The sequence below is a fragment of the Pandoraea eparura genome, from assembly GCF_902459725.1.
Lineage (GTDB): Bacteria > Pseudomonadota > Gammaproteobacteria > Burkholderiales > Burkholderiaceae > Pandoraea > Pandoraea eparura.
The window spans coordinates 33,387-53,641 of the sequence record NZ_CABPSH010000001.1; the positions used below are offsets into that span (position 1 = coordinate 33,387).

The 20,255-nt window shown below is 63.3% G+C and carries 19 protein-coding genes; 9 read left to right on the plus strand and 10 right to left on the minus strand.

All coding sequences use genetic code 11. The annotated features are described in order from the left end of the window. Positions 1-1,266, minus strand: coding sequence for an efflux RND transporter periplasmic adaptor subunit (locus PEP31012_RS00150; protein WP_425494913.1), 1,266 nt, complete (start codon positions 1,264-1,266; stop codon positions 1-3). A gap of 313 nt (positions 1,267-1,579) precedes the next feature. Between PEP31012_RS00150 and PEP31012_RS00155 the strand changes: the two genes are divergently transcribed. After that, positions 1,580-2,452, plus strand: a complete 873-nt coding sequence (locus PEP31012_RS00155) for a LysR family transcriptional regulator (RefSeq protein ID WP_174978056.1) — start codon at positions 1,580-1,582, stop codon at positions 2,450-2,452. A gap of 125 nt (positions 2,453-2,577) precedes the next feature. Here PEP31012_RS00155 and PEP31012_RS00160 read toward each other — a convergent pair whose 3' ends face one another. The 6 genes from PEP31012_RS00160 to catA all read right to left on the minus strand — a co-directional run bounded on the left by PEP31012_RS00160 (position 2,578) and on the right by catA (position 7,960). Beyond that, a complete protein-coding gene (locus tag PEP31012_RS00160; protein WP_150587356.1) occupies positions 2,578-3,036 on the minus strand; it encodes a YaiI/YqxD family protein in 459 nt (152 codons plus the stop codon). A gap of 204 nt (positions 3,037-3,240) precedes the next feature. Further along, positions 3,241-4,014: a benzoate diol dehydrogenase BenD gene (gene benD / locus PEP31012_RS00165; RefSeq protein WP_150587357.1), complete on the minus strand. Its 774-nt coding sequence runs from the start codon at positions 4,012-4,014 to the stop codon at positions 3,241-3,243. Further along, positions 4,011-5,033, minus strand: coding sequence for a benzoate 1,2-dioxygenase electron transfer component BenC (gene benC / locus PEP31012_RS00170; RefSeq protein ID WP_150587358.1), 1,023 nt, complete (start codon positions 5,031-5,033; stop codon positions 4,011-4,013). The genes benD and benC overlap by 4 nt, the downstream gene beginning before the upstream one ends. A 40-nt stretch (positions 5,034-5,073) precedes the next feature. Next, positions 5,074-5,562, minus strand: coding sequence for a benzoate 1,2-dioxygenase small subunit (gene benB / locus PEP31012_RS00175; RefSeq protein WP_150587359.1), 489 nt, complete (start codon positions 5,560-5,562; stop codon positions 5,074-5,076). Next, positions 5,559-6,917, minus strand: a complete 1,359-nt coding sequence (locus PEP31012_RS00180) for a Rieske 2Fe-2S domain-containing protein (protein ID WP_150587360.1) — start codon at positions 6,915-6,917, stop codon at positions 5,559-5,561. The genes benB and PEP31012_RS00180 overlap by 4 nt, the downstream gene beginning before the upstream one ends. Positions 6,918-7,024: 107 nt before the next feature. Then, positions 7,025-7,960 carry a catechol 1,2-dioxygenase gene (catA, locus tag PEP31012_RS00185; protein WP_150587361.1) on the minus strand — a complete coding sequence of 312 codons (936 nt, stop codon included), beginning with the start codon at positions 7,958-7,960 and terminating at the stop codon, positions 7,025-7,027. 182 nt (positions 7,961-8,142) lie between these two features. On the opposite strand from catA, the gene PEP31012_RS00190 reads away from it, so the two are divergent. The 4 genes from PEP31012_RS00190 (at position 8,143) to catC (ending at position 11,709) form a co-directional block, all read left to right on the plus strand. Next, positions 8,143-9,069 carry a LysR family transcriptional regulator gene (locus PEP31012_RS00190; protein WP_150588006.1) on the plus strand — a complete coding sequence of 309 codons (927 nt, stop codon included), beginning with the start codon at positions 8,143-8,145 and terminating at the stop codon, positions 9,067-9,069. 105 nt (positions 9,070-9,174) lie between these two features. Next, positions 9,175-10,320 carry a muconate/chloromuconate family cycloisomerase gene (locus PEP31012_RS00195; protein ID WP_150587362.1) on the plus strand — a complete coding sequence of 382 codons (1,146 nt, stop codon included), beginning with the start codon at positions 9,175-9,177 and terminating at the stop codon, positions 10,318-10,320. Positions 10,321-10,481: 161 nt separating this feature from the next. Beyond that, the gene (gene pcaD / locus PEP31012_RS00200) at positions 10,482-11,318 is read left to right on the plus strand and encodes a 3-oxoadipate enol-lactonase (RefSeq protein WP_150587363.1); all 837 of its coding nucleotides are present in this window, start codon (positions 10,482-10,484) and stop codon (positions 11,316-11,318) included. 115 nt (positions 11,319-11,433) lie between these two features. Further along, positions 11,434-11,709, plus strand: coding sequence for a muconolactone Delta-isomerase (gene catC, locus PEP31012_RS00205; protein ID WP_150587364.1), 276 nt, complete (start codon positions 11,434-11,436; stop codon positions 11,707-11,709). 59 nt (positions 11,710-11,768) lie between these two features. On the opposite strand, the gene PEP31012_RS00210 is transcribed toward catC, so the two are convergent. After that, on the minus strand, positions 11,769-12,491 hold the full coding sequence (locus PEP31012_RS00210) for a GntR family transcriptional regulator (protein WP_425494901.1): 723 nt from the start codon (positions 12,489-12,491) through the stop codon (positions 11,769-11,771). A 216-nt stretch (positions 12,492-12,707) separates the two neighbouring features. Here PEP31012_RS00210 and PEP31012_RS00215 point away from each other — a divergent pair, with 216 nt between their 5' ends. The 4 genes from PEP31012_RS00215 (at position 12,708) to PEP31012_RS00230 (ending at position 17,319) form a co-directional block, all read left to right on the plus strand. Then, positions 12,708-13,469, plus strand: a complete 762-nt coding sequence (locus PEP31012_RS00215; RefSeq protein WP_150587366.1) for an alpha/beta fold hydrolase — start codon at positions 12,708-12,710, stop codon at positions 13,467-13,469. After that, positions 13,466-14,731, plus strand: a complete 1,266-nt coding sequence (locus PEP31012_RS00220) for an iron-containing alcohol dehydrogenase (protein ID WP_150587367.1) — start codon at positions 13,466-13,468, stop codon at positions 14,729-14,731. The genes PEP31012_RS00215 and PEP31012_RS00220 overlap by 4 nt, the downstream gene beginning before the upstream one ends. 131 nt (positions 14,732-14,862) lie before the next feature. After that, the gene (locus tag PEP31012_RS00225) at positions 14,863-16,245 is read left to right on the plus strand and encodes an MFS transporter (protein ID WP_150587368.1); all 1,383 of its coding nucleotides are present in this window, start codon (positions 14,863-14,865) and stop codon (positions 16,243-16,245) included. Between the two features lie 264 nt (positions 16,246-16,509). Further along, positions 16,510-17,319: a sterol desaturase family protein gene (locus PEP31012_RS00230; protein ID WP_150587369.1), complete on the plus strand. Its 810-nt coding sequence runs from the start codon at positions 16,510-16,512 to the stop codon at positions 17,317-17,319. 734 nt (positions 17,320-18,053) lie between these two features. Here the strand turns inward: PEP31012_RS00230 and PEP31012_RS00240 are convergent. Both PEP31012_RS00240 and PEP31012_RS00245 read right to left on the minus strand, forming a co-directional pair. Beyond that, a complete protein-coding gene (locus PEP31012_RS00240) occupies positions 18,054-19,127 on the minus strand; it encodes a porin (protein ID WP_150587371.1) in 1,074 nt (357 codons plus the stop codon). A 338-nt stretch (positions 19,128-19,465) separates the two neighbouring features. Beyond that, positions 19,466-20,245, minus strand: a complete 780-nt coding sequence (locus PEP31012_RS00245; protein WP_150587372.1) for an SDR family NAD(P)-dependent oxidoreductase — start codon at positions 20,243-20,245, stop codon at positions 19,466-19,468. Positions 20,246-20,255 lie beyond the last annotated feature (10 nt).

The following is a 20,255-nucleotide window of genomic DNA, read 5'->3' on the forward strand; positions in this document are numbered from 1 at the left end:
TTATTGCGTCTCCGCGTGGGAGGCCGGTCCGGCGCGCGCAGGCTCGACCGGACCGCCGTTGTCCTGGGGCTTCGCATCTCGGGACGTTGCGCGCATCGCCGTCGTGTCAGCGCTGTCCGAGGCCTCGGCCTTGACCTTGACGTGCATGCCATCGGAGAACTGCGCGACGTTCTGCACGATGACCCTCTCGCCGCCCGCCAGGCCCTCCGTGACGAGCCAATCGCGCCCGTCGATCGTATCGGCATGCACTTTCGTGTCGCGCACCGTGCCCTGTGCGTCGACCACACGCACGACGGCGCCGTTGGCCGTGCGCGTGAGCGCCTCGCGGGGCACGCGCACGATGTTCGGATTCACGGCCCCCTGCACGCGCACCTGCACGAACGCGCCGGGCAGCAACACGCCGTCGGGGTTTGGCAGCACGGCGCGCATGGCGATGGTGTCCGTGCCCGGGTCGACCGCCAGATCGGTAAAGAGCAACTTGCCGGGCAGCGTGTATTCCCGGCCGTCGGGCAACGTCACATGCACCTGCGGCGCGGCCGATACGTCGCCGTGCTGCAACTTGCCCGCACGCAGATCGCGGGTCATGGCATACACCTCGGCGGCCGGTTGGGAGAAGTTCACGTAGATCGGATCGATCTGCTCCACGCGCGTGAGCAGCGTGGCGGCATCGAGACCGACCAGCGCCCCTTCGGTGACTTCCGCACGACGCACACGCCCGGCGATGGGCGAGACGACGCTCGTATAACCGAGATTGAGTTCCGCCTTGCGCACGTCTGCACGGGCCGCCAGCACCTCGGCACGCGCACGCGCTTCGTCCGAGCGCGACTCGGCATCTTCCCGTGCGCTGATGGCACGCGCGTCGAGCAGGCCGCGATATCGCTCGACCTTGTCGCGGGCCGAGTCGTGCTCGGCCTGGGCCTTGGCGAGTGCACCGCGCGCGGCATCCAGCGCGGCCGACAACGGTTGCGGGTCGATACGGAACAGCACGTCGCCCTTGGCGACGGTCTGCCCTTCCTGATAGCGACGCTCGATGACGACGCCCCCCGCCCGCGCGCGCACGTCGGCGCTGCGGTAGGCGGCCAGGCGGCCCGGCTGCTCGATCGTAAGGGTCTGCGCACGACGCTCAACGGTGCGCACGACCGCTTCCGACGTCGCCTCGGCGTCGTCCTTCGGATCTCGGTCGGCGCAGGCGGCGAGGACGAGAACACTGGCAATCAGGCTGGCGGACACGCCGGTTAGCCGTCCGAAGCGAGTTTGGCAATTGATTTTCGATGACATGTAAGCACGTTGGATTGACGACATCCGGTCGGGGTGCCGAGACCGCGTTGGTTGTGCGGCGTCGGCCCGTGGCTGGGCCAGGAATGGGCAACCGGGGGCCCGCATCTCTTCGGGGACGCCGTAGGCGGCATGTGCGCGTTGCGCAAAGGGGTCGGTGCCCGAAACCACCGGACCGGGACATCCGGTCGTCTACCGCGTCGCCTATGTTGGCGATTCCCTCTGGCGTCCTACCTTGGAGAAGGGCGATTCTGCCGTGGAATTTCCGTTAGAAAAAGTTGGAACCTATCGATAAAATGGATGAATGAACTGGACAATAGAGCAATTGCGCTACTTTGTGGCCGCGGCAGACGAAGGATCGATATCCGCTGCCGCCCGAAGACTCGGCAAAGCCCAGTCGGCGTTGAGTACGGCGATATCGCTGCTCGAAGCGGATTTGGGATTTGAACTATTCGATCGGAGCCGTCGTAACGCGAGACTCACCGCGCAGGGGGAGGTGATGCTGCTCGAGGCCAAAGAGTTGTTGCGCCAGACCGAGGGCTTGAATCATCGCGCGAATGCGCTGGCGTTCGGCGAGCAGCCACAGTTGTCGCTGGCGATCGACGAAGCGTTGCCGTATCAGGCCGTGAGTGAGCTGGTGCGCGATCTGGCGTACCAATTCGCTTATCTGGAACTGACGTTGCTTAACGGCACGTCGACGGAAGTGGCCGAGTATGTGGAGACGCAGCGCGCGGACATCGGCTTTCACGTGGATCGCGGCGCGATCTCGCCGGCGCTCGGGCACAAGTACGTGGGCTCGGCCGTGCAGGGAGTCTTCGTCGCGGGCGACCATCCCCTCGCCTACCGCGATCAGGTCACGCGCGGCGACCTGGCCAAGTACCGGCAGATTCTGCTGCAGATGGACGATTTCACCCCTTGGCAACTAAGTCCGTCGATCTGGCGGGCGGACAGTTCGTACGTGATCGCCAGCATGGTGGTCGACAAGCTCGGATGGGCCGTGCTGCCCCTCGATATTGCGCAGTACGAGGATCTTCACGAACTGCGCTGCGACGATCTCGGCCTGCCGCCATTGCCCGTGCGCATGCTTTGGCGTTTTGGGCGAGAGCCCAACGACGTGATGCAATGGTGCAACGCCCGGTTTGCAGAACTGTTGCGGGCGAGTTCCGAAGTCGATTAAACGCGCATTCGTGTGAATTCCGGCGTCACGCTGACGGCGCGGCGGATGGGTACTCGATTCCCGTGAAATGGCGATGGCCGGTCGTTCCCAAGGCTGGCGTGTCGCGACTTTTCGTCGCGAACCGCCTACCGGGGCGACGCGCGATGACGGGCGAGGAAACGATCGAGTTGTGCGGCGAACGATTTGCTGTCGCGCGGGCTGAAGGGGGCGGGACCCCCGGTCTCGATGCCCGCGTTTCGCAGTTGGTCCATCATGTCGCGAACGCTCAGGCGTTCCTCGATGTTTTCTCGCGTGAACCAATTCCCGCGCGGATCGAGCGCCAGCCCCCCCTTGTTGAGCACCGAGGCGGCAAGCGGGATGTCTGCGGTAATCACCAAATCGCCCAGGACGACAAGCTCGACGATGCGGGTATCGGCCACATCGAAGCCCGCCGGCACCTGAATTGCTTTGATGAACGGCGACGGCGGCGTGCGCAGGAATTGGTTCGCGACCAGCGTCACCAGAACTTCCTCGCGTCGCGCGGCCCGGAACAATATCTCCTTGACGGCGAAGGGACAGGCGTCAGCGTCGACGAAAACTTGCATGGGAGGGGCATTCCGGGGGAGTCAAAGACCTTCCATCATATGCCAATCGTCGGCTTCCCCATGCGCAGCGGCGTGATGGCCGCCCCACGGACACGACCTCGTCGCAAGTCGCACGATGCACGACGCACGACGCTCATGCGCACCTCGGCAAGGTGGATCTCGCTCGCATCGCACGCGTCACGACCTATCTCGCCCCGTCCGGCCTCAGCCCGTATCGCCGCCGGCGACAGGCAACACGGTGCCGGTGATGTATCCGGCGTCATCGGAGGCCAGGAAAAGAATGGGGGCGACTTGCTCGTCGAGGGTGCCGTAGCGCTTGACGAACGTCGATTCGGTTACCTGTGCGACCGCCTCGTTCATCCACGCGATCTCTTGATCGCTATCGCCAGCGGCATTACGCGGGATGCGGCGGGGCGGCGCCGTGGTGCCCCCCGGCGCGGTCGCCGCGACGCGGATATTGTGTTCGGCGTATTCCATCGCCAGCGATTGCGTGATGGCGTTCACCCCGCCCTTCGCCGCGGAATACGGCACGCGTCGAATGCCCCGCGTCGCATTCGACGAGACGTTGACGATCGTGCCGCCGCCGCGCTTGAGCAGGTAAGGCAGCACCGCGTGGCAGGTGTAGAGCGTTGGCATCAGCGAGCGGCGAATCTCCGCGTCGATCTGCGCCGGCTCGAACTCGGCGAACGGACGCATGCGAATCGCCCCGCCCACGCCGTTGATCAGAATGTCGATGCCCCCGAAGCGTTCGTTGGCGAACGCCATGGCCGCGGCAGCGCCTTCATAGGTCTCGAGATCGGCGACGAATCCTGCCGACTCGCCGGCCGCTTCGGCCGCCACTTCGGCAACGAATTCCGCACGATCCACAAAGACCACACGCGCCCCTTCGGCCGCCGCGCGCAGCGCAACCCCGCGACCGATGCCTTGGGCCGCGCCGGTCACGACCATGACCTTGCCGGCAAATCTTGGCGTCGTCATGCGTTCACCGTGGCAGCGTTGGGTGTGAATTTCTCGTAATGAAAGCTGTTGGGCTTCACGCCGTTGTCATCGAAGTATTTGCGCACGGCGTCGACCATCGGCGGCGGTCCGCACAAATAGACGTCGACGTTGCCGTCGTTGAGCGCGTCCGCCGGGATATGTTGCGTCGCCCAGCCCGTGCGCGGATGCTTCGATTCGGCGTCCGCCACCACCGTCGCATAGCTGAAGTTCGGCAGCTTGGCCGTGTAAGCCTCGATCGCCTCGACCTGGACCAGATCGAGATCGCGCGTCACGCCGTAGATCAGATGCACGCGCTGTTGCGACGACGTGCGCGCAAGGACTTCGAGCATCGACAGGAACGGCGCCAGCCCCGTGCCGCCCGCGAGGAACAGCAACGGGCGCTCGACGGCGCGCAGATAGAAGCTGCCGAGCGGGCCGGTCATCTCGACCGCATTACCGGGTTGCGCATGATCGAGCCACGAACTCATGGCCCCGCCCGCAATCTTCTTGATGAGAAAGCCGATACGCGACTCGCCCGGCGCGGACGAGAACGAATACGAGCGACGCACACCGCTACCGGGCACATCGATGTTGACGTACTGGCCGGGCAGGAACACGGGCGCGGCGGCGCCCACATCGAGTTCGAGCACGACCGCCGCGTCGTTGTGCGTCTCGACCTTGGTGACGGTCGCGGCAAATCGGCTCTGCTCGGTCTTGCACGCCGTGGACGACGCCGGCACCGCAATCACGCAATCGCTCTGCGGCACCATCTGGCAAGTGAGGACGAGGCCGCTGTCCTTCTCGTCCGCGCTCAGGGCGTCTTCGATGTAGTCGTCGCCCATGTCGTAACTGCCGCTCTCGGCACGGCACTTGCACGTACCGCAGACACCGTCGGAGCAATCCATCGGCAGATTGATCTTGGCACGGAAGGCGGCGTCGAGCACCTTTTCGCCGGCCTTGCATTCGACGAAGCGGGTCACCCCGTCTTCGAAATTGAGCGCTACGTTATAGCTGGACATATAGCCTCCTCGACTCCCAGTCCTGATGCGATACACAACGTCAAACGTGATAAACGTCGAGTACCTGACGGATATAGTCGTTCTTCAAAACGATCTTCTTGTTGGCGATCAACAGCGCATCGCCAGCCTGGCGCAACGTGACGAACATCGTGCCGAAGAATTGATCGGTCACCTTGTAGCGATGGCTGAGCGTGCTGAAGTTGTAGCGCACGTCGACTTCGTCGTCGCGCTGGGCCAGCACCTCCACATTCGCGACGGTATGCGCGGTGCGGGGCTCCGGCATCGACGCACTGCTGCGCTCGGTCTTGATGCGGAACACGCGATCCTCCAACCCGCCACGGTCCGGGTAGTACATCAGCGATATCTGGCTCTGCGGGTCATCGGTCAGTCGATCGTCGTCGTCCCACGCCGGCATCCAGTACTTGACGTCCGTGGCATAGCAGGCCAGCCACTCATCCCACTGACGGTCGTCGAGCAGACGAGCTTCGCGATACAGCGTGGCGCAAATCGTTGCGTAATCGAAGCTCATGCCGTGGCCTCCGCCTGTTCTTTTTTGAGGGCGTCGCGCATCACGTCGACCCAATATTCGTGCTGGCAGACGAACAACCCTTCGTCTTCGCTGCGCTCGCCGGACAGGCGCGGTGTCAGGCCCATCTTGCGGGCGTTGTCGTCCGGTCCGTCAATCCACAGCGGCGCGCCGCGCGACAGGTCGTTCCACAGCGCCGTGGTGCCGGCATACCCCGCCTGGCAGGCACGGAATTCTTCGAGATCGTCCGCCGTGCCCATGCCCGTAACGTTGAAGAAATCCTCGTACTGGCGGATGCGGTGGGCGCGCACTTCGGCACTCTCGCCCTTCGGGGCGAAGCAGAAGATCGAGACTTCCGTCTGGTCGACGCTGAGCGGGCGCACCACGCGAATCTGCGTGCTGAACTGGTCCATCAGGAACACGTTCGGGTAAAGGCAGAGGTTGCGCGTCTGGTTGACGATGAAATCGGCCTTGACGTCGCCGACGCGGGCCCTGATCTCGTCACGATGCGCGTACACGGGGCGAACTTCCGGATTCATCGTGTTGGTCCACAACAGGATGTGGCCATGATCAAAGCCATAGACGCCCGCCACCGACTTGCTCCAGCTGTTGGCGTCGACGGCCTTCGTGCCCTCGTCCTTGCGTCGGCCCATCGTGGCCGCGTAGTTCCAGTGAACGGTGCTGACGTGATACCCGTCGCAGCCGTTTTCCATCTGCATCTTCCAGTTGCCGTCATAGACGTACGAGGAATTGCCGCGCACGACTTCCAGCCCTTGCGGCGCCTGGTCGACGATCTGGTCGATGATCACGCGGGTCTCGCCGAGGTAGTCCGCGAGCGACATCGAATCGGGATTGAGGCTGCCGAACAGGAAGCCGCGGTAGGTCTCGAAGCGCGCGACCTTGCGCAGATCATGCGAGCCGTGCGTATTGAATTGCACTGGGTACTGCGTGGTCTTCTCTTCCTTCACCTTGAGCAGCTTGCCGGTGTTGGAGAACGTCCATCCGTGGAACGGGCATGTGAAGCTCCCCTTGTTACCGTGCTTTCGACGGCACAGCATGGCCCCCTTGTGCGCGCAGGCATTGATGACCGCGTGCAGCTCACCGTTCTTGTCGCGCGTGACGACCACGGGCTGGCGTCCGATCCACGTCGTGTAGTAGTCGTTGTTGTTCGGGATCTGGCTTTCATGGGCCAGATAGACCCAGTTGCTCTCGAAGATGTGCTTCATCTCGAGTTCGAACAACTCGGCGTTGGTAAAGATGTCGCGACGGCAGCGGAAGACGCCGGCCTGCTTGTCGTCCTGGACGGCCGTATCGAGCAGCGCGTCCAGCGGCGAGCGGTTTTGGGTGATGGAGGACATGGGGGCTCTCCCCGCGCGCGCTCCCGCCAGGGAGCCATCGCGTCGGTATCAAAGGTGGAACGATGAGATGGGCGGCTGCGAACGGGCGCCGCCGCCGGGGCGCGCGGTTATGCCGACGCCGAGGCACGCAGGCGCTGGACGATCTGGTTGTCCTTGCCGTGCATGAGCGGGCTCAACTGGATATCGAATTCGATTTCCTTGTAGGTGTCCGCCTTCAGGCCGAGCGCAGCGCCGCCAGTCTTCTCGACCACGTGCGGAATCAGGTCCTCGCGCGTGGCGTAGGCGAAGTCGTCCCAGATCAGCGGATCGCCCTCGATGTTGATTTGCGTCGTGAGCTTGCGGTGCTGCTCGCTGGTCACGAAAAAGTGCACGTGCGCCGGACGGTTGCCGTGACGGGCCAGCGCGTCGAGCAGTTGCTGCGTGGCGCCCTGTGGCGGGCAACCGTAGCCCACCGGCATCAGCGTGCGGAATTCGTACGTGCCTTGCGCATCGGTGCGCACGGCACCGCGCAGATTGAACGGCGATTGCGCGCCGGTCGGATCGAAGTGCGAATAGAAGCCGTTCGAGTTGGCGTGCCAGCACTCGACGACAGCGCTCGCCACCGGTTGTCCGTCAGGGCCGGTCACCTTGCCGCGAATCACCAGCGGGCCTGCGTCGGCATCCGCATCGAGGTCGATCTTCGACACCGCGTCGCGCAGCGGCGCGCCGGCGACATAGAGCGGGCCTTCGATGGTGCGAGGCGTGCCGCCGTCAATCTCGGCGGCCCGGTCCTCGGCGTCCATGCGCACGTCGAGATACTTCTCCAGACCGAGGCCGGCGGCCAGAAGCGCCGCCTCGCCGTCCTGGCCCAGTTTGTTGAAATAGTTGACGCCGGCCCAGATCTCATCCGGCGTGATGTCGAGGTCGTCGATCGCCTTGAAAAGGTCGCTCAGCAAGCGATGGACGATCTGCTTGGTGCGTGCATCGCCGGCCTGATTTCCGAGATTGGCAGCGGCGCTCAACAGCGCTTGCACTTCGCTCGTGTCGAATACTTTCACGCTCATGTCTTCTCCTACCTCTATGCGAATTTCGCTGGGGTTAACCCTCGCACCAAGCCGTCTTCGTCCATACGCGATAGGTATAATCGAGCACTGATGCAGAGCATGAAGTCAGGATAATGACGGGGTATAGCACCGTCCAACACCGATTTAGTATCGGCGCGATATCCGAAAGGTATGAAATGAATATTGAGTTGCGTCATATGCGCTACTTCGTGGCGGTTGCGGAAGAACGCAACTTCACGCGCGCCGCCGCACGGCTGCATATCGCGCAGCCGCCGCTCAGTCGCCAGATCCAGCAACTCGAAGCGTTGCTTGGCGTGCAACTGTTCGAGCGCGATTCGCGTCCGCTCAAGCTGACCGACACTGGGCGCTTCTTCTATTCGCACGCGGTGCAGTTGCTCGCGCAAACCTCCGAACTCGAATCGATGACGCGGCGGGTGGGCAAGATCGATCGCAGCCTCTCGGTCGGGTTTGTCGGATCGACGCTCTACGGCATGCTGCCGAAGATCATCCGGCGTTTTCGTGAAGAGAACAGCACGGTTGCGCTGAGTCTGCACGAGATGTCGACGATGGATCAGATCCAGGCCCTCAAGGAAGGCCGCATCGATGTCGGCTTCGGACGCATTCGTCACGAGGACCCGAGCATTCGTCGCGTGGTGCTGCGCGAGGAGCGCATGATCGTCGCCCTGCCGCTCGGCCATCCGCTGATCGATAGCAAACCCGTGCTGTCGCTGCACGACCTCGTGCCCGAGACGCTGATCATCTTTCCCCAGGCCCCGCGTCCCAGCTTCGCCGATCAGGTGCTGGCCGTCTTCCACGATCGCGCGCTCAAGCCGGAGCGTGTGTACGAGACGCGCGAATTGCAGATTGCCCTCGGACTGGTCGCTGCCGGCGAAGGCATCGCGATCGTGCCGCGCAGCGTCAACGGCCTCAAACGCGACGACGTTGCCTACAAGGAACTCGACGATCCCAACCTCGTGTCGCCGATCATCCTGAGCATGCGCTTGCTCGACGAGTCGCCCGATATTCGCGCCATGCTCGAATTGATCTACGACCTTTACGTCGAGGGGAACATGGAGCATCTTCCGCCTTCGGACCTCGGCTCACCATAATCGACACCATACCCGGCAGGTATTGAACGAGACGTCATCGGTCTTGGACAGGGGCATAACGCGGCTTGCATACTGCGAATCACTGTCCAACTGTATCTCCCGGGTATGAAACCAACCGTCAGCTCCATCGAGGCCATTCTGGTCGACCTGCCGACGATTCGCGCGCATCAGCTCGCGATGACGACGATGCAGAAGCAAACGCTGGTGATCGTCAAGCTGCGCTGCAGCGACGGCATCGAAGGCATTGGCGAGGCCACCACCATCGGTGGGTTGTCCTACGGCGAGGAAAGCCCGGAGGGCATCAAGCTCGCGATCGACACGTATCTCGCCCCCGCGTTGAGCGAAGTGGACGCCACCAACGTGCATGCGGCCATGGTGCGTCTCGACAAGGTCGCGCGCGGCAATCGTTTCGCCAAATCCGCGCTGGAGACGGCTCTGCTCGATGCGCAGGCGAAGCGTCTTGGCGTGCCGCTCGTCACGCTCCTCGGCGGCGCGGTGCGCGAGACGCTCGCGACGCTGTGGACGCTGGCCAGTGGCGATACCGCACGTGATATCGACGAGGCCGAACGCCTGTTGGCCGAGCGTCGTCACAACACCTTCAAGCTCAAGATCGGACGGCGCGCCGTGAGCGACGACGTGGCCCACGTGGCTGCGATCAAGCGCGCCCTCGGCGACCGCGCGCGCGTCACGGTGGACGTCAACCAGGCATGGAACGAAGCGGAGGCGGCCACGGGCATCGCCGCGCTCGAAGCCGCCGGCGTCGACCTGATCGAGCAGCCGATTCCGCGCGACCAACGTACCGGCCTGGCGCGCCTGGCCGCTCGCTTTGTCGTGCCGATCATGGCCGACGAAGCGATCCTCGGCGCCGAGGATGCCGTGGAACTCGTGCGAGGCGGTTGTGCCGACGTGTTCGCATTGAAGATCGCCAAGGCCGGCGGCCTTTACGGCACGCTGCGCGCCGCCGCCGTCGGCGACGCCGCGGGTGTCGCGCTCTATGGCGGCACGATGCTCGAGGGCACGATCGGCTCGATCGCGGCGGCGCATTGCTTCTGCACGCTGCGTCAGCTCGCCTGGGGCACCGAACTGTTCGGTCCGCTGTTGCTCAAGGACGATATCGTCGTCGAGCGGCCGACCTACCGCGAGTTCGCCCTGCATCTGCCCACCGGCGTGGGTCTTGGCGTCACGATCGACGAAGACAAGCTCGCCCACTACCGTCGCGACGCCCAGCGCGTTGTCACTGGCGCTCGGTAAGCCGGGCTCCGCGAGCGACCTGCGCGCCGGGCTCCGCGAGCCGTCAGGTGTTGTGCCCCGAACGGCACGGGTGCGCGCCCATCGCCTTCCATCCAATCCATGGCGGATCGAATGGCGGCATGCACTTGCCGCCTTTCCCGCCGACCTGAGAGAGACACCGTATGTCCGCCATCCTCGACACGGCGATTGAAACACCCAGCGACATGTCCATCGAAACGAGAAACGGCCGCTTTCGCGTCGCGATTTCCGGCCCCGCATCCGCGCCGGTGCTGGTGCTGAGCAACTCGCTCGGTACGACGCTGGAGATGTGGGACGCGCAGGTGACGGGTTTGTCGCGCGACTTCCGTGTCGTGCGATACGACACGAGAGGGCATGGCGGCAGCGTCGTCACGCAGGGGCCTTACACATTCGACCAGTTGGGCGATGACGTCGTCGCGCTACTCGACGCGCTGGATGTGCAGCGCGCGAGCTTCTGCGGGGTGTCGATGGGCGGGCATACGGGCCTGTGGCTGGGTCTGCACGCAGCGGCCCGCTTGAACGCGATTGCCGTGTGCAACAGCGCCGCCAGGATCGGGACGACCGAGGGGTGGACGGCCCGCGCCACGCAGGTCCGTACAGAAGGGAAGGCCGCGATGGCGGTGTTGGCCGCGTCCTCGCCGTCGCGCTGGTTTACCGAGGGCTTCATCGCGCGCGAGCCCAAGCGCGTGGCGCTTGCACAGGCCGGGATGGCGACGCTTGCGCCGGAAGGCTACGCGTCGTGCTGCGACGCCCTAGCGACGTCGGACCTCAGAGACGAGATCTCGGCCATCAAGGTGCCGACGCTGCTGATCGCCGGCGATTTCGACCCGGTGACGACGGTGGCCGATGCGCAGGCGATGCAACGCGCCATCGCTGGATCGACGGTGGTGTCGGTGCCGGCCTCGCATCTCTCGAACATCGAGGCGCCGATACCGTTCGAAGCCGCGCTGGGCCAGTTCCTCGCACAGGCACTGGCCTGACGCGAGGTGCCTCGTCGGTCACACCGGGGTCGGTGCGATCGATATCACGGTCATCGTGGCGCAGCCCCACGTGTCACAGTCAAGGGCACTAGGCCCGTGTTTCAAGGAGAGTGAGATGCTGTACCTGGTTCATATGGTCGTTCGGATTCCCGATACGGTGCCGGCGGAAGAGGCTGCGCGTATCAAGGCGGCGGAAAAGGAGTATTCGCAATCGCTGCAACGCTCGGGCAAGTGGCCCAGCATCTGGCGCGTGGTCGGGGAATATGCCAATTACAGCGTCTTCGATGTCGAGAGCAACGACGAGCTGCACACGCTGCTGAGCCAGTTGCCCCTGTTCCCATACATGGACATCTCGGTGACGCCGCTGGCGCGCCATCCGTCGGCGATTTGAGTTGGGGGCGGCGCGCCTGTCGCCGCCTTCGTCAGACAAGCCAGAGGGAAATCCCGGCGCTACGCTCGCTCCCCCAGCACCGTGGCCCGCGTGAATGCCTCGATATTGTCCAGCAGCGCGTCGAGCGCTTCGCCCGCGCGCTTCACTTCGCCCGCGGCAATCGCTTCAGCGACTTCGGCATGCAGCCGTGCCATCGTGGGCAAATCGGCTGCTTCCTTGTAGTGGTAGTACCAGAACCGGCGCGCCAGTCCGTGCAACAAGCGCATCGCGCCCTCGGCGAACTCGTTGCGCGCAGCCACCAGACACAATTCGTTGAACTCGCGGTCCGCCCGGACGAACTCCACATCCTTGCCGCTGCGGGCCGAACTCTTGAAGGCCCTCGCCAAACGCGTGAAATGCTCGCGCTGTTCGGCCGTCGCCTTCTTCGCCGCACTTCGCGCAATCAAGCGCTCCACCTCACGTCGCGTCTCAAGCAAACGCAGTTGCTTGGCCACATCCATCGGCGGGATGAGTAGCCCGCGTTGTGGCAACACCACGATCAAGTGCTCGCGGGCCAGTCGCTGGACGGCTTCCCGGATCGGCGTTCGGCCAAAGCCCGTCATCTCGCTCAGTTGCAGCTCCGACAAGGTCGACCCCGGCGCGAGCCGCAACGTCACGATCGCCTCTTCAATCCACTCGTAAGCCATATCGACCATCCGGCCTCGCGGGATGGGTTCCCGTGCGTCTTCCGGTACGTGGGTCGCTGGCTTCCCCGCGCGTTGCGTCGCTTTTTTTGTCGCCATTGGGTCGATGCTTCAGAGCAAATATTAATTGTATATCACCTGCACCCACGCCCTCGACGGCGCCCCGCGAGCAGGGCGTGCGCGGTACACGGCGCCGCGCCCCATCGTTCTTCCCTCGCGCCACCCCCGAGTTTTCCCTCGGTGCTGGCGACTTGTTTTCACAAACTGACATGCTATTATTAATCAACTAATATATTACTCAAAGAGGGGCACGCGATGGATGTTCGCCGGATAGGAAAGCCCAATGGCTTCCCGGTTGTCGCTCTGCATGGCATTCAAGGCACGAGCGAGTCCTGGATCCCCGTCGCAACCGCGTTGGCAGACGCATTCCATTTCGTCTTGCCCAACATGCCCGGCCGCGGCGACGCCGAGCCACCTGACGACCCAAGAGCCTGTGGCCTCGACAATTTCGCGCGACTTGCCAGCTTGTCGATTGAAGACGATGTCGGCGCTCGTCCGTATGCGCTGGCTGGCTGGAGCATGGGCGTCTCGGTCATCCTGGAGTTGATGGCGCAGATGGCGAACGGCACGGCGCGTCATCACGCGCCCGCGGCCATCGTGCTGCTGTCCGGCACCGCGCAGTTGGATGAGGTTGCCTGGTTCCAGGCAACGGACGCAACGGCCCTCCTCGACGAAATCCAGCAACGACAGATCCGTTTGGGCCTGAGGCACGCGGCTGATCCGCGCACGGTGTCGTGGACATGGAACGCGATGAAGCGGATATCCCATCTCCCGAATCTGGCGCACGTGGGCGTACCTGCGTTGCTCATCCATGGGAGCAAAGACGAAGACTGTCCCATCGATCACGCATACCGCATGCGCGACGGAATTCGCCACGCGACGCTGCACGAGATTCCGGGCGCGCGCCATTCGATCCTGACGCAGAACACGCAAGAGGTCTGCGTCGCCATGCGCCACTTTCTCACGCAACACCGCACGGCATCCCGATGCCCGAACACCCCGGAGACGACTTCATGAGGCTTGACGATTGCATCCACTTTTGCGCCCCTTCCCGACTGATCATCGAACGTGGCTACCGTCAAAAGCTTCCCCGTCTTTTGCACAGCATCGGCTATCGGCACGGATGGCTCGTCACCGATCGCTTCTTCGCCGAGCAAACGTCCTGGGTGACCGACTACGTGACGGCCTGCAAGCGCCTCGGCATTCACGTCGATGTCTTTGCCGGCGGCCAGCCGGACCCCACCACCGATCTGTGCGACCAAACAACGGCGGACCTGCGCGTCAAGCTGGACGGTCGTCTGCCCGATCACATCGTTTCCCTGGGCGGCGGCAGCAATATCGATCTTGCCAAGGCGCTGTGCGTCACGCTGCCTTCGGGGCGGCCCGTTCGCGACTTCGGCGCCGGCATCACGAGCGATACGCCGATCATCGACCACATATCGATGCCGACGACGGCCGGCACAGGCTCCGAGCTGACGCCCGGCACCATACTGTTCGACACGAAAACCGGCATCAAGACCGCCGTGATGGACAACCGGCTTCGCCCGGTCATCGCCGCCGTCGACCCCGAACTCACCTTCACCTGCCCGCCCAAGGTCACGGCGGAATCCGGCATCGATGCGCTCACGCACGCCCTTGAGTCGTTCGTCACCCTTGACTCGAGCCGGTTCGAGCGAGGCGGCAGCGTCGACCCGGGCTATAGCGGCCGCAGCAGCTTGACGATGTTGTTCGCACGCGAATCCATCCAGCTCTGTGCGCAATATCTGCTGCGTTGCTATCGGGACGGCAACGACGTCGAGGCGCGCGTCGGCATGTGCTACGCCAGCGTCTACGCGGCCATGTCCTATGGCAGCGCGGGGCTGAATGCGGTGCATGGCATCGCCTATGGCGTCGCCGCCCTCACACATCAATCCCACGGCGCGACGAATGCCGTTGTGTTGCCCTATGTCATCGACGCCCTGAGCGCGTCGCGACACGCCGAGCTTCTGGAGGTTGCCAGAATGTTCGGTATCCAGACGAATGACGAACGCCAGGCGGTGCGCGCGTTGCCGCGCAAATTGCGCGACCTGGTCGGCCAGCTCGGGATTCCCACCGATCTCAACGCGTTCGGGATCTCACAGACATCCTTACAGGATTTGCTCACCGATTCGCTTGGCGTGACTCGGTTGGCGAAAGCGTTCCCGGTTGGGAATATTGAAGACAGCTATGCGGGCATCATTCATAACGCATGGCGTGGCCGTCTTCAAGACGAGACGACAGAGAGATTCGCTGCCGACTGAGCGTTTCCGCCCGGTGCCGAAGCGACGCAAAGCTACCCATAGAAACCTGGCCGGACCTACCGGCCTCTTTGCGCCTCGATGTCTAACATGTTAGCTGATTATCAGTAGCATATATTGGAGGAGACACAAGCATGGATATGTCCACCGCCGCGTCGCGGCTGGGTGTTGGGGTCGCTGCGCGTTTAGAGCGGCTGCCGATGACCCGCTACCAGAGAACCCTGTTCTCGATCATTGCCACCGCCTGGTTCTTCGATTCGATGGACCTGGGTCTGATGACCTTTGTCCTGGGGTCGATCAAGACCGAATTCGGCCTGTCGGCCGCGCAGGCCGGGCTGCTGGCCAGCGCCAGCTTCCTTGGGATGTTCGCCGGCGCCGCCATCGCCGGTCTGCTGGCGGACAAGTTCGGTAGAAAGCCGATCTTCCAGATCAGCATGATTTTCTGGGGCGTCGGTAGTCTGATGTGCGGCTTCGCACACAACGTCGATTCGCTGATGGTGTACCGCGTACTCCTGGGCTTCGGCATGGGCATGGAGTTCCCCATCGGCCTGTCGATGGTCTCGGAGATCGTGCCGGCCAAGAGCCGCGGCAGATACGTTGCGATCCTGGAAGGTTTCTGGCCGATCGGGTTCATCGTGGCTGGCGCCTTCGCGTACTTCATGCTTCCGGTCATCGGCTGGCGCGGCATTTTCATCGCCTTGTCGGTCCCGGCCGTGTTTGTGTTCGTCATCCGGCGCATGGTGCCCGAGTCGCCGCGGTGGCTCGAAGACACCGGGCGCATGAAAGCGGCGTCGGACGTGATGAACACCATCGAGGCCAAGGTGGAACAAGCCTATGGACGCCAGTTGCCAGCGCCCACGATGACACCGAGCGCGCCTCGCGCCCAATCCGGCAGGAAGGCACGCTTCGCAGAGCTTTGGACCGGCATCTACGCCAAACGAACCGCCATGCTCTGGACCACCTGGTTCTTTGCCTTGCTCGGCTACTACGGACTGACGACATGGCTGGGGGCGCTGCTGCAACAGGCCGGCTATGAACTGACCAAATCGGTGCTCTATACGGTCTACATCTCGCTGGCGGGGATTCCCGGGTTCATGTTCGCGGCATGGTTGCTGGAAAAGTGGGGCCGCAAGCCAACATGCGCGCTGATGCTGCTGGGACGTGCCGCGGCCGCTTATCTTTACGGCCAGGCGGCCGGCGCCAGGGCCCCCGTCGAGCAGTTGATTGCCGCAGGGCTGATGATGCAGTTCTTCCTGTTCGGCATGTGGTCGGTACTGTATGCCTACACGCCAGAGCTTTACCCGACCCGCACGCGTGCGACGGGTTCCGGCTTCGCATCGTCCATCGGCCGCATCGGGTCTCTGGCCGGCCCGTCTGCCATTGGCATACTGCTTCCTTCATGGGGGCAGGCCGGCGTCTTTACCATGGGCGCGCTCTCCTTCGTCATCGCCGCCCTTGCCGTGTTGCTGCTGGGCGTGGAAACCAAAGGCCGATCGCTCGAAGACGTTTCACATTGACTTTTCACATTAAGGCGCGCCGATCGGCGGGCAACCGTTCCCGCCGATCTCCCCCGTAGCGCCGCATGACCGGCGGCGGGCCGAAGCAGGCCGCCGTGTCATCCCGCGCATCGTCTGGCGCATGGCAGTCCCCCGCCGTGCTTTCACCGATTCAATTGCCATCCCGAGCCATGCACGCAATCCGGTTGACTTTTGCGCTCGAACAACTAATATGTTAGTTGTCTATTTGCCATTTCCCATTGATTCAAACGCAGGAGACAAACCATGATTACCGAACGTCAACTGAAATTCCGAGAGCAGTACAAGTCCGACATCAGCCCGATGTATAACGGCCTTTTGCATATCGTCGTGATGTATATCGTGGCGATCGGTGCGGTCGTCTATGCGGTCAGTCGATTGCAGCACCCGACGTGGGAATGGCTGTTGATGATTCCTGTCTTCCTGGCGGGCAACTTCGTGGAGTGGTTCATGCATCGCTTTGTCATGCACCGCCGCGTGAACGTCTGGGGATTACGCGAGATCTACAATCGCCACACTCGCCAGCATCACCAATACTTCAGCGACCAGTTGTCGACGATCGACACGACGCGCGAATTCCGCATCGTCTTCTTTCCGTGGCGCGTGCTGATGACGCTGGGTGTGGGCGGCGGCGCCCTGGGCTATGTGACCTCACTGATCCTGGGCACGAACGCCGGCTGGATGGTCTTTCTGACGATGGTCGGCCAGTATGTGATCTACGAGACGTTCCATTACTGCTGCCACTGTCATGAGAATTGGTTCGTACGCAACATGCCGTTCATCAATACGATTCGCCGGCATCACACCGCCCACCACAACATGGGCATCATGATGAAGTACAACATGAACCTGACGTTCCCGATTGCCGACTGGTACATGGGAAGCAGTGACTTGCGTCGGGGTCTGCTCGGTCATCTGTTCAACGGCTACAGCGAAAAGCACATCAAGAGCGAGCTGAAGCCGATCATCGCGAAGTTCAAGGACGACCACTCGCAAGTCACCCTGGATGGCCCTATCCTCACGGCGGAAGAGCGCGAAGCGATGACGGCGATCTGAGGTCGTGAGGTGTGTGGGAGACCGCACGCCGGGGAGTGGATCGAGGCCGCAGCCTGTCATTACGGTCCTATGTGTGCTCTCGCTCTTCGAACAAGCGGCCGGACTGCTCAAGCAGTTGCGGCTGCGCCTGCCGAATCTGTTATCGTTCGAACCGATGAGGCGTGACCTCCTCGACGCCGGCGCCACGCCTGCGCAATTGAGGCCGCCGTTCCCGATGTCATTTCCGATGTACGTGCTGGGGCAGACGCTGGGCTTCTCCGCCGAAGACGATCAGGCACGCCCCGATGCGGCACTGTGCGACATGCTGGAGAAGACGCTCGTGGAGCACGTGATCGTTGCCCAATCGCTCGATCATGCACGACGTGCTGCGCGAAGACTTCCTGCACGTCATCACGACGGACATGTCGCTGACCGAGGCGCTTCACCGCTTCAGGCAGCACCAGGGCGAGCGCCTGCCCGCCGTCGATGCCACCACTCGCCAGTTGCTTGGCGTCGTCCACAAATCCCCCCCTGCTCGACGCCTGCATGCAATTGAGCGACTTGCCGATCGCGCCGGCGTGCAGGTGACTATGGGCCGGGCCGACAGTTCCGGCCCCACATCACCGGCATGCGCCGTTCGCTGGGTCCCAGCCGAATGCGAAAGCGTGGCCATAAGCACGCGCCGCCGCATTGAATCACAACATCCGGTACCGGATGCCCGCTGCGGTGCGTTTGCTTACCGCAGCAGGCTGGCGTCAGAACGACGTCCGCAGACCGGCGGTGAAGGCCCACGGGTCGAAGCCCGGCGTGACCGTCCCGTAGGCCGAGTTCAGCAGGGCGAAGCCCTGCGTCGACTTGCCGTTGTTCTGGATATACGAGCCATACGCGTACAACTGCGTGCGCTTGGACAGGAAGTACACGTAACCCAGGCTGTACGCCATTGCACGGGCGCCGTTAGCCTCGATCCGACGCGCAATGCCGATGTTCACGTCGCTGTAGGTCAGCGGAATGCGCGCGTTGATCATCTCTGCCGAAGCGAACCAGTTCGTGGTCGGATCGGTGCGCTTGGAGTAAAGGTAGTTGCCGCCGAGCACGACCGGACCAAAGTCGTAGGTCGCCGACAAAACCTGCGTGAGTTGCGAAGACGGCGTCGTCGTCATCAGATCGCCGTAGTATTGATAGCGGTTGAAGCCGTATCCGACCCACAGCTTGTTGTGCTTGTACTGGGTGTTGAAGCCCATGTTGCGGCCGTCGGCCGTCTGGCCCGTGGCGTTCTGGCTGCCGAACGAGTAGCCCAGCTCGGCCGTCAGGCCGCGATAGTCGGGTGTTCGGTAGCGAACGGCGTTCTTGTAAAAGCCACCCGTGCCCGACGTTCCCAACGTGACCGAGTGCTCGAGGCTCATGATCGCGGCCGGGTTGGCCAGGCCATAGGTCGCGACGTCGGACCCCAGGAACGCCCAGTAGATAGGCAGGTACAGATAGCCGACGTCCACGCTGCCGAACGGTCCGGACAAGCCCACGGCAGCGCCACGGTTCCACTCGGTCGTGCCACCGCCCACACCGGTGTAGGTGTTGAAGCCCGTTTCCAGCTGGAAGTTGGCACGATAGCCTCCGCCCATATCCTCCGAGCCGCGGAAGCCCATGCGGGACGCCTGCAGGTTGCCGCTCGCGGCACTCGCCGTGGCCGGCACCCCCTTGTCGAACTTTACGTATTGCAGCGCGGCGTCGACGATACCGTAGATCGTCACCGACGACTGCGCGTGCGCCGCGCCTGCCGCTGCCAACAAGCCAAGTCCGGCCACCCAACCCTTGATCTGACGATGCACCATGCGAGTCTCCTGATGTTGTTATGTGCGTCACGTTGTGTTGGCGGGCTCGTTTATACAACGCCCGCTTGCGCTTTTGACGGTCAATTTTCAACCGCCAGAATGATACCGCTACCATTTCAAGGCAAAATTTTTGGTAGCGCTATCAATTTGAGTTGTATCGTAGAGGCAATATTCGGCATATGACAGCCGGGAAAACCCGCTGCCGCCGTGCCATGCGGCACTTTTACGACACTTTGCGGGGGTGGGCGCACGGGCATGCGGGACGCGTGCGCCACCCATGCCTTGCCCTCCGACAGGTACCCCGCCCTGTCGGATTCGATCACGCGCGGCAATGGCTCTCAGCCGACCACCGACACCTGGGCGAGACCGGCGTCGACGATCAGGCTCTGGCCGGTCACCGCTGCGGATTGCTCCGAGGCGAGGAACAGCGCCATGTCCGCGATGTGTTTCGGCTCGACGCGGAACTTCAGGCATTGCAGATCAATGAACTGCTGATCGGCCGAATCATCTCGCCACAGCGCGGCCTGACGATCGGTGACGACAGCGCCCGGCAGCAGCGCGTTGACGCGAATGTTCTCGCCACCGAGTTCGCGGGCGAGCGTGCGCGAAATGCCACTGATCGCGGCCTTTGATGCGGTGTACCCGACCAGGTTCGGGCGACCGCGCAGCCACGATATCGAGCCCAGGTTGATGATCGAACCGCCGCCGGCGGCGGCCATGCCAGGTGCCACGCGCTGGATGGCGAAGACATGGTGCGACAGGTTCACCGACAGGCATTCGTTCCAGCGCTCGGGCGTGAGCTCGGCAAGCGTGTGGCGATCGTCGCGCCCGGCGTTGTTCACGAGCACCGTGATCGGGCCGAGCGCGGCAGCCGCGTCGTCGAGCACGCGGCGCAGCGCCTCGATATCACGCACGTCGCACGGCGCGAACCACGGGCGCACGGTCGCGTCGTGTTGCTCGCACAGTGCCGCGCCGGCAGCGGCGTCGATGTCGCAGAAGGCAACGCGGGCGCCCTGTCCAACGAAGGCGTTGACAAGCGACGCGCCGATGCCCGAGGCACCGCCCGAGACGAAGACGACGCGGTTGGCGAGACTGGAGTAGGTTGCTGCCTGTGTCATGGTGATTCCT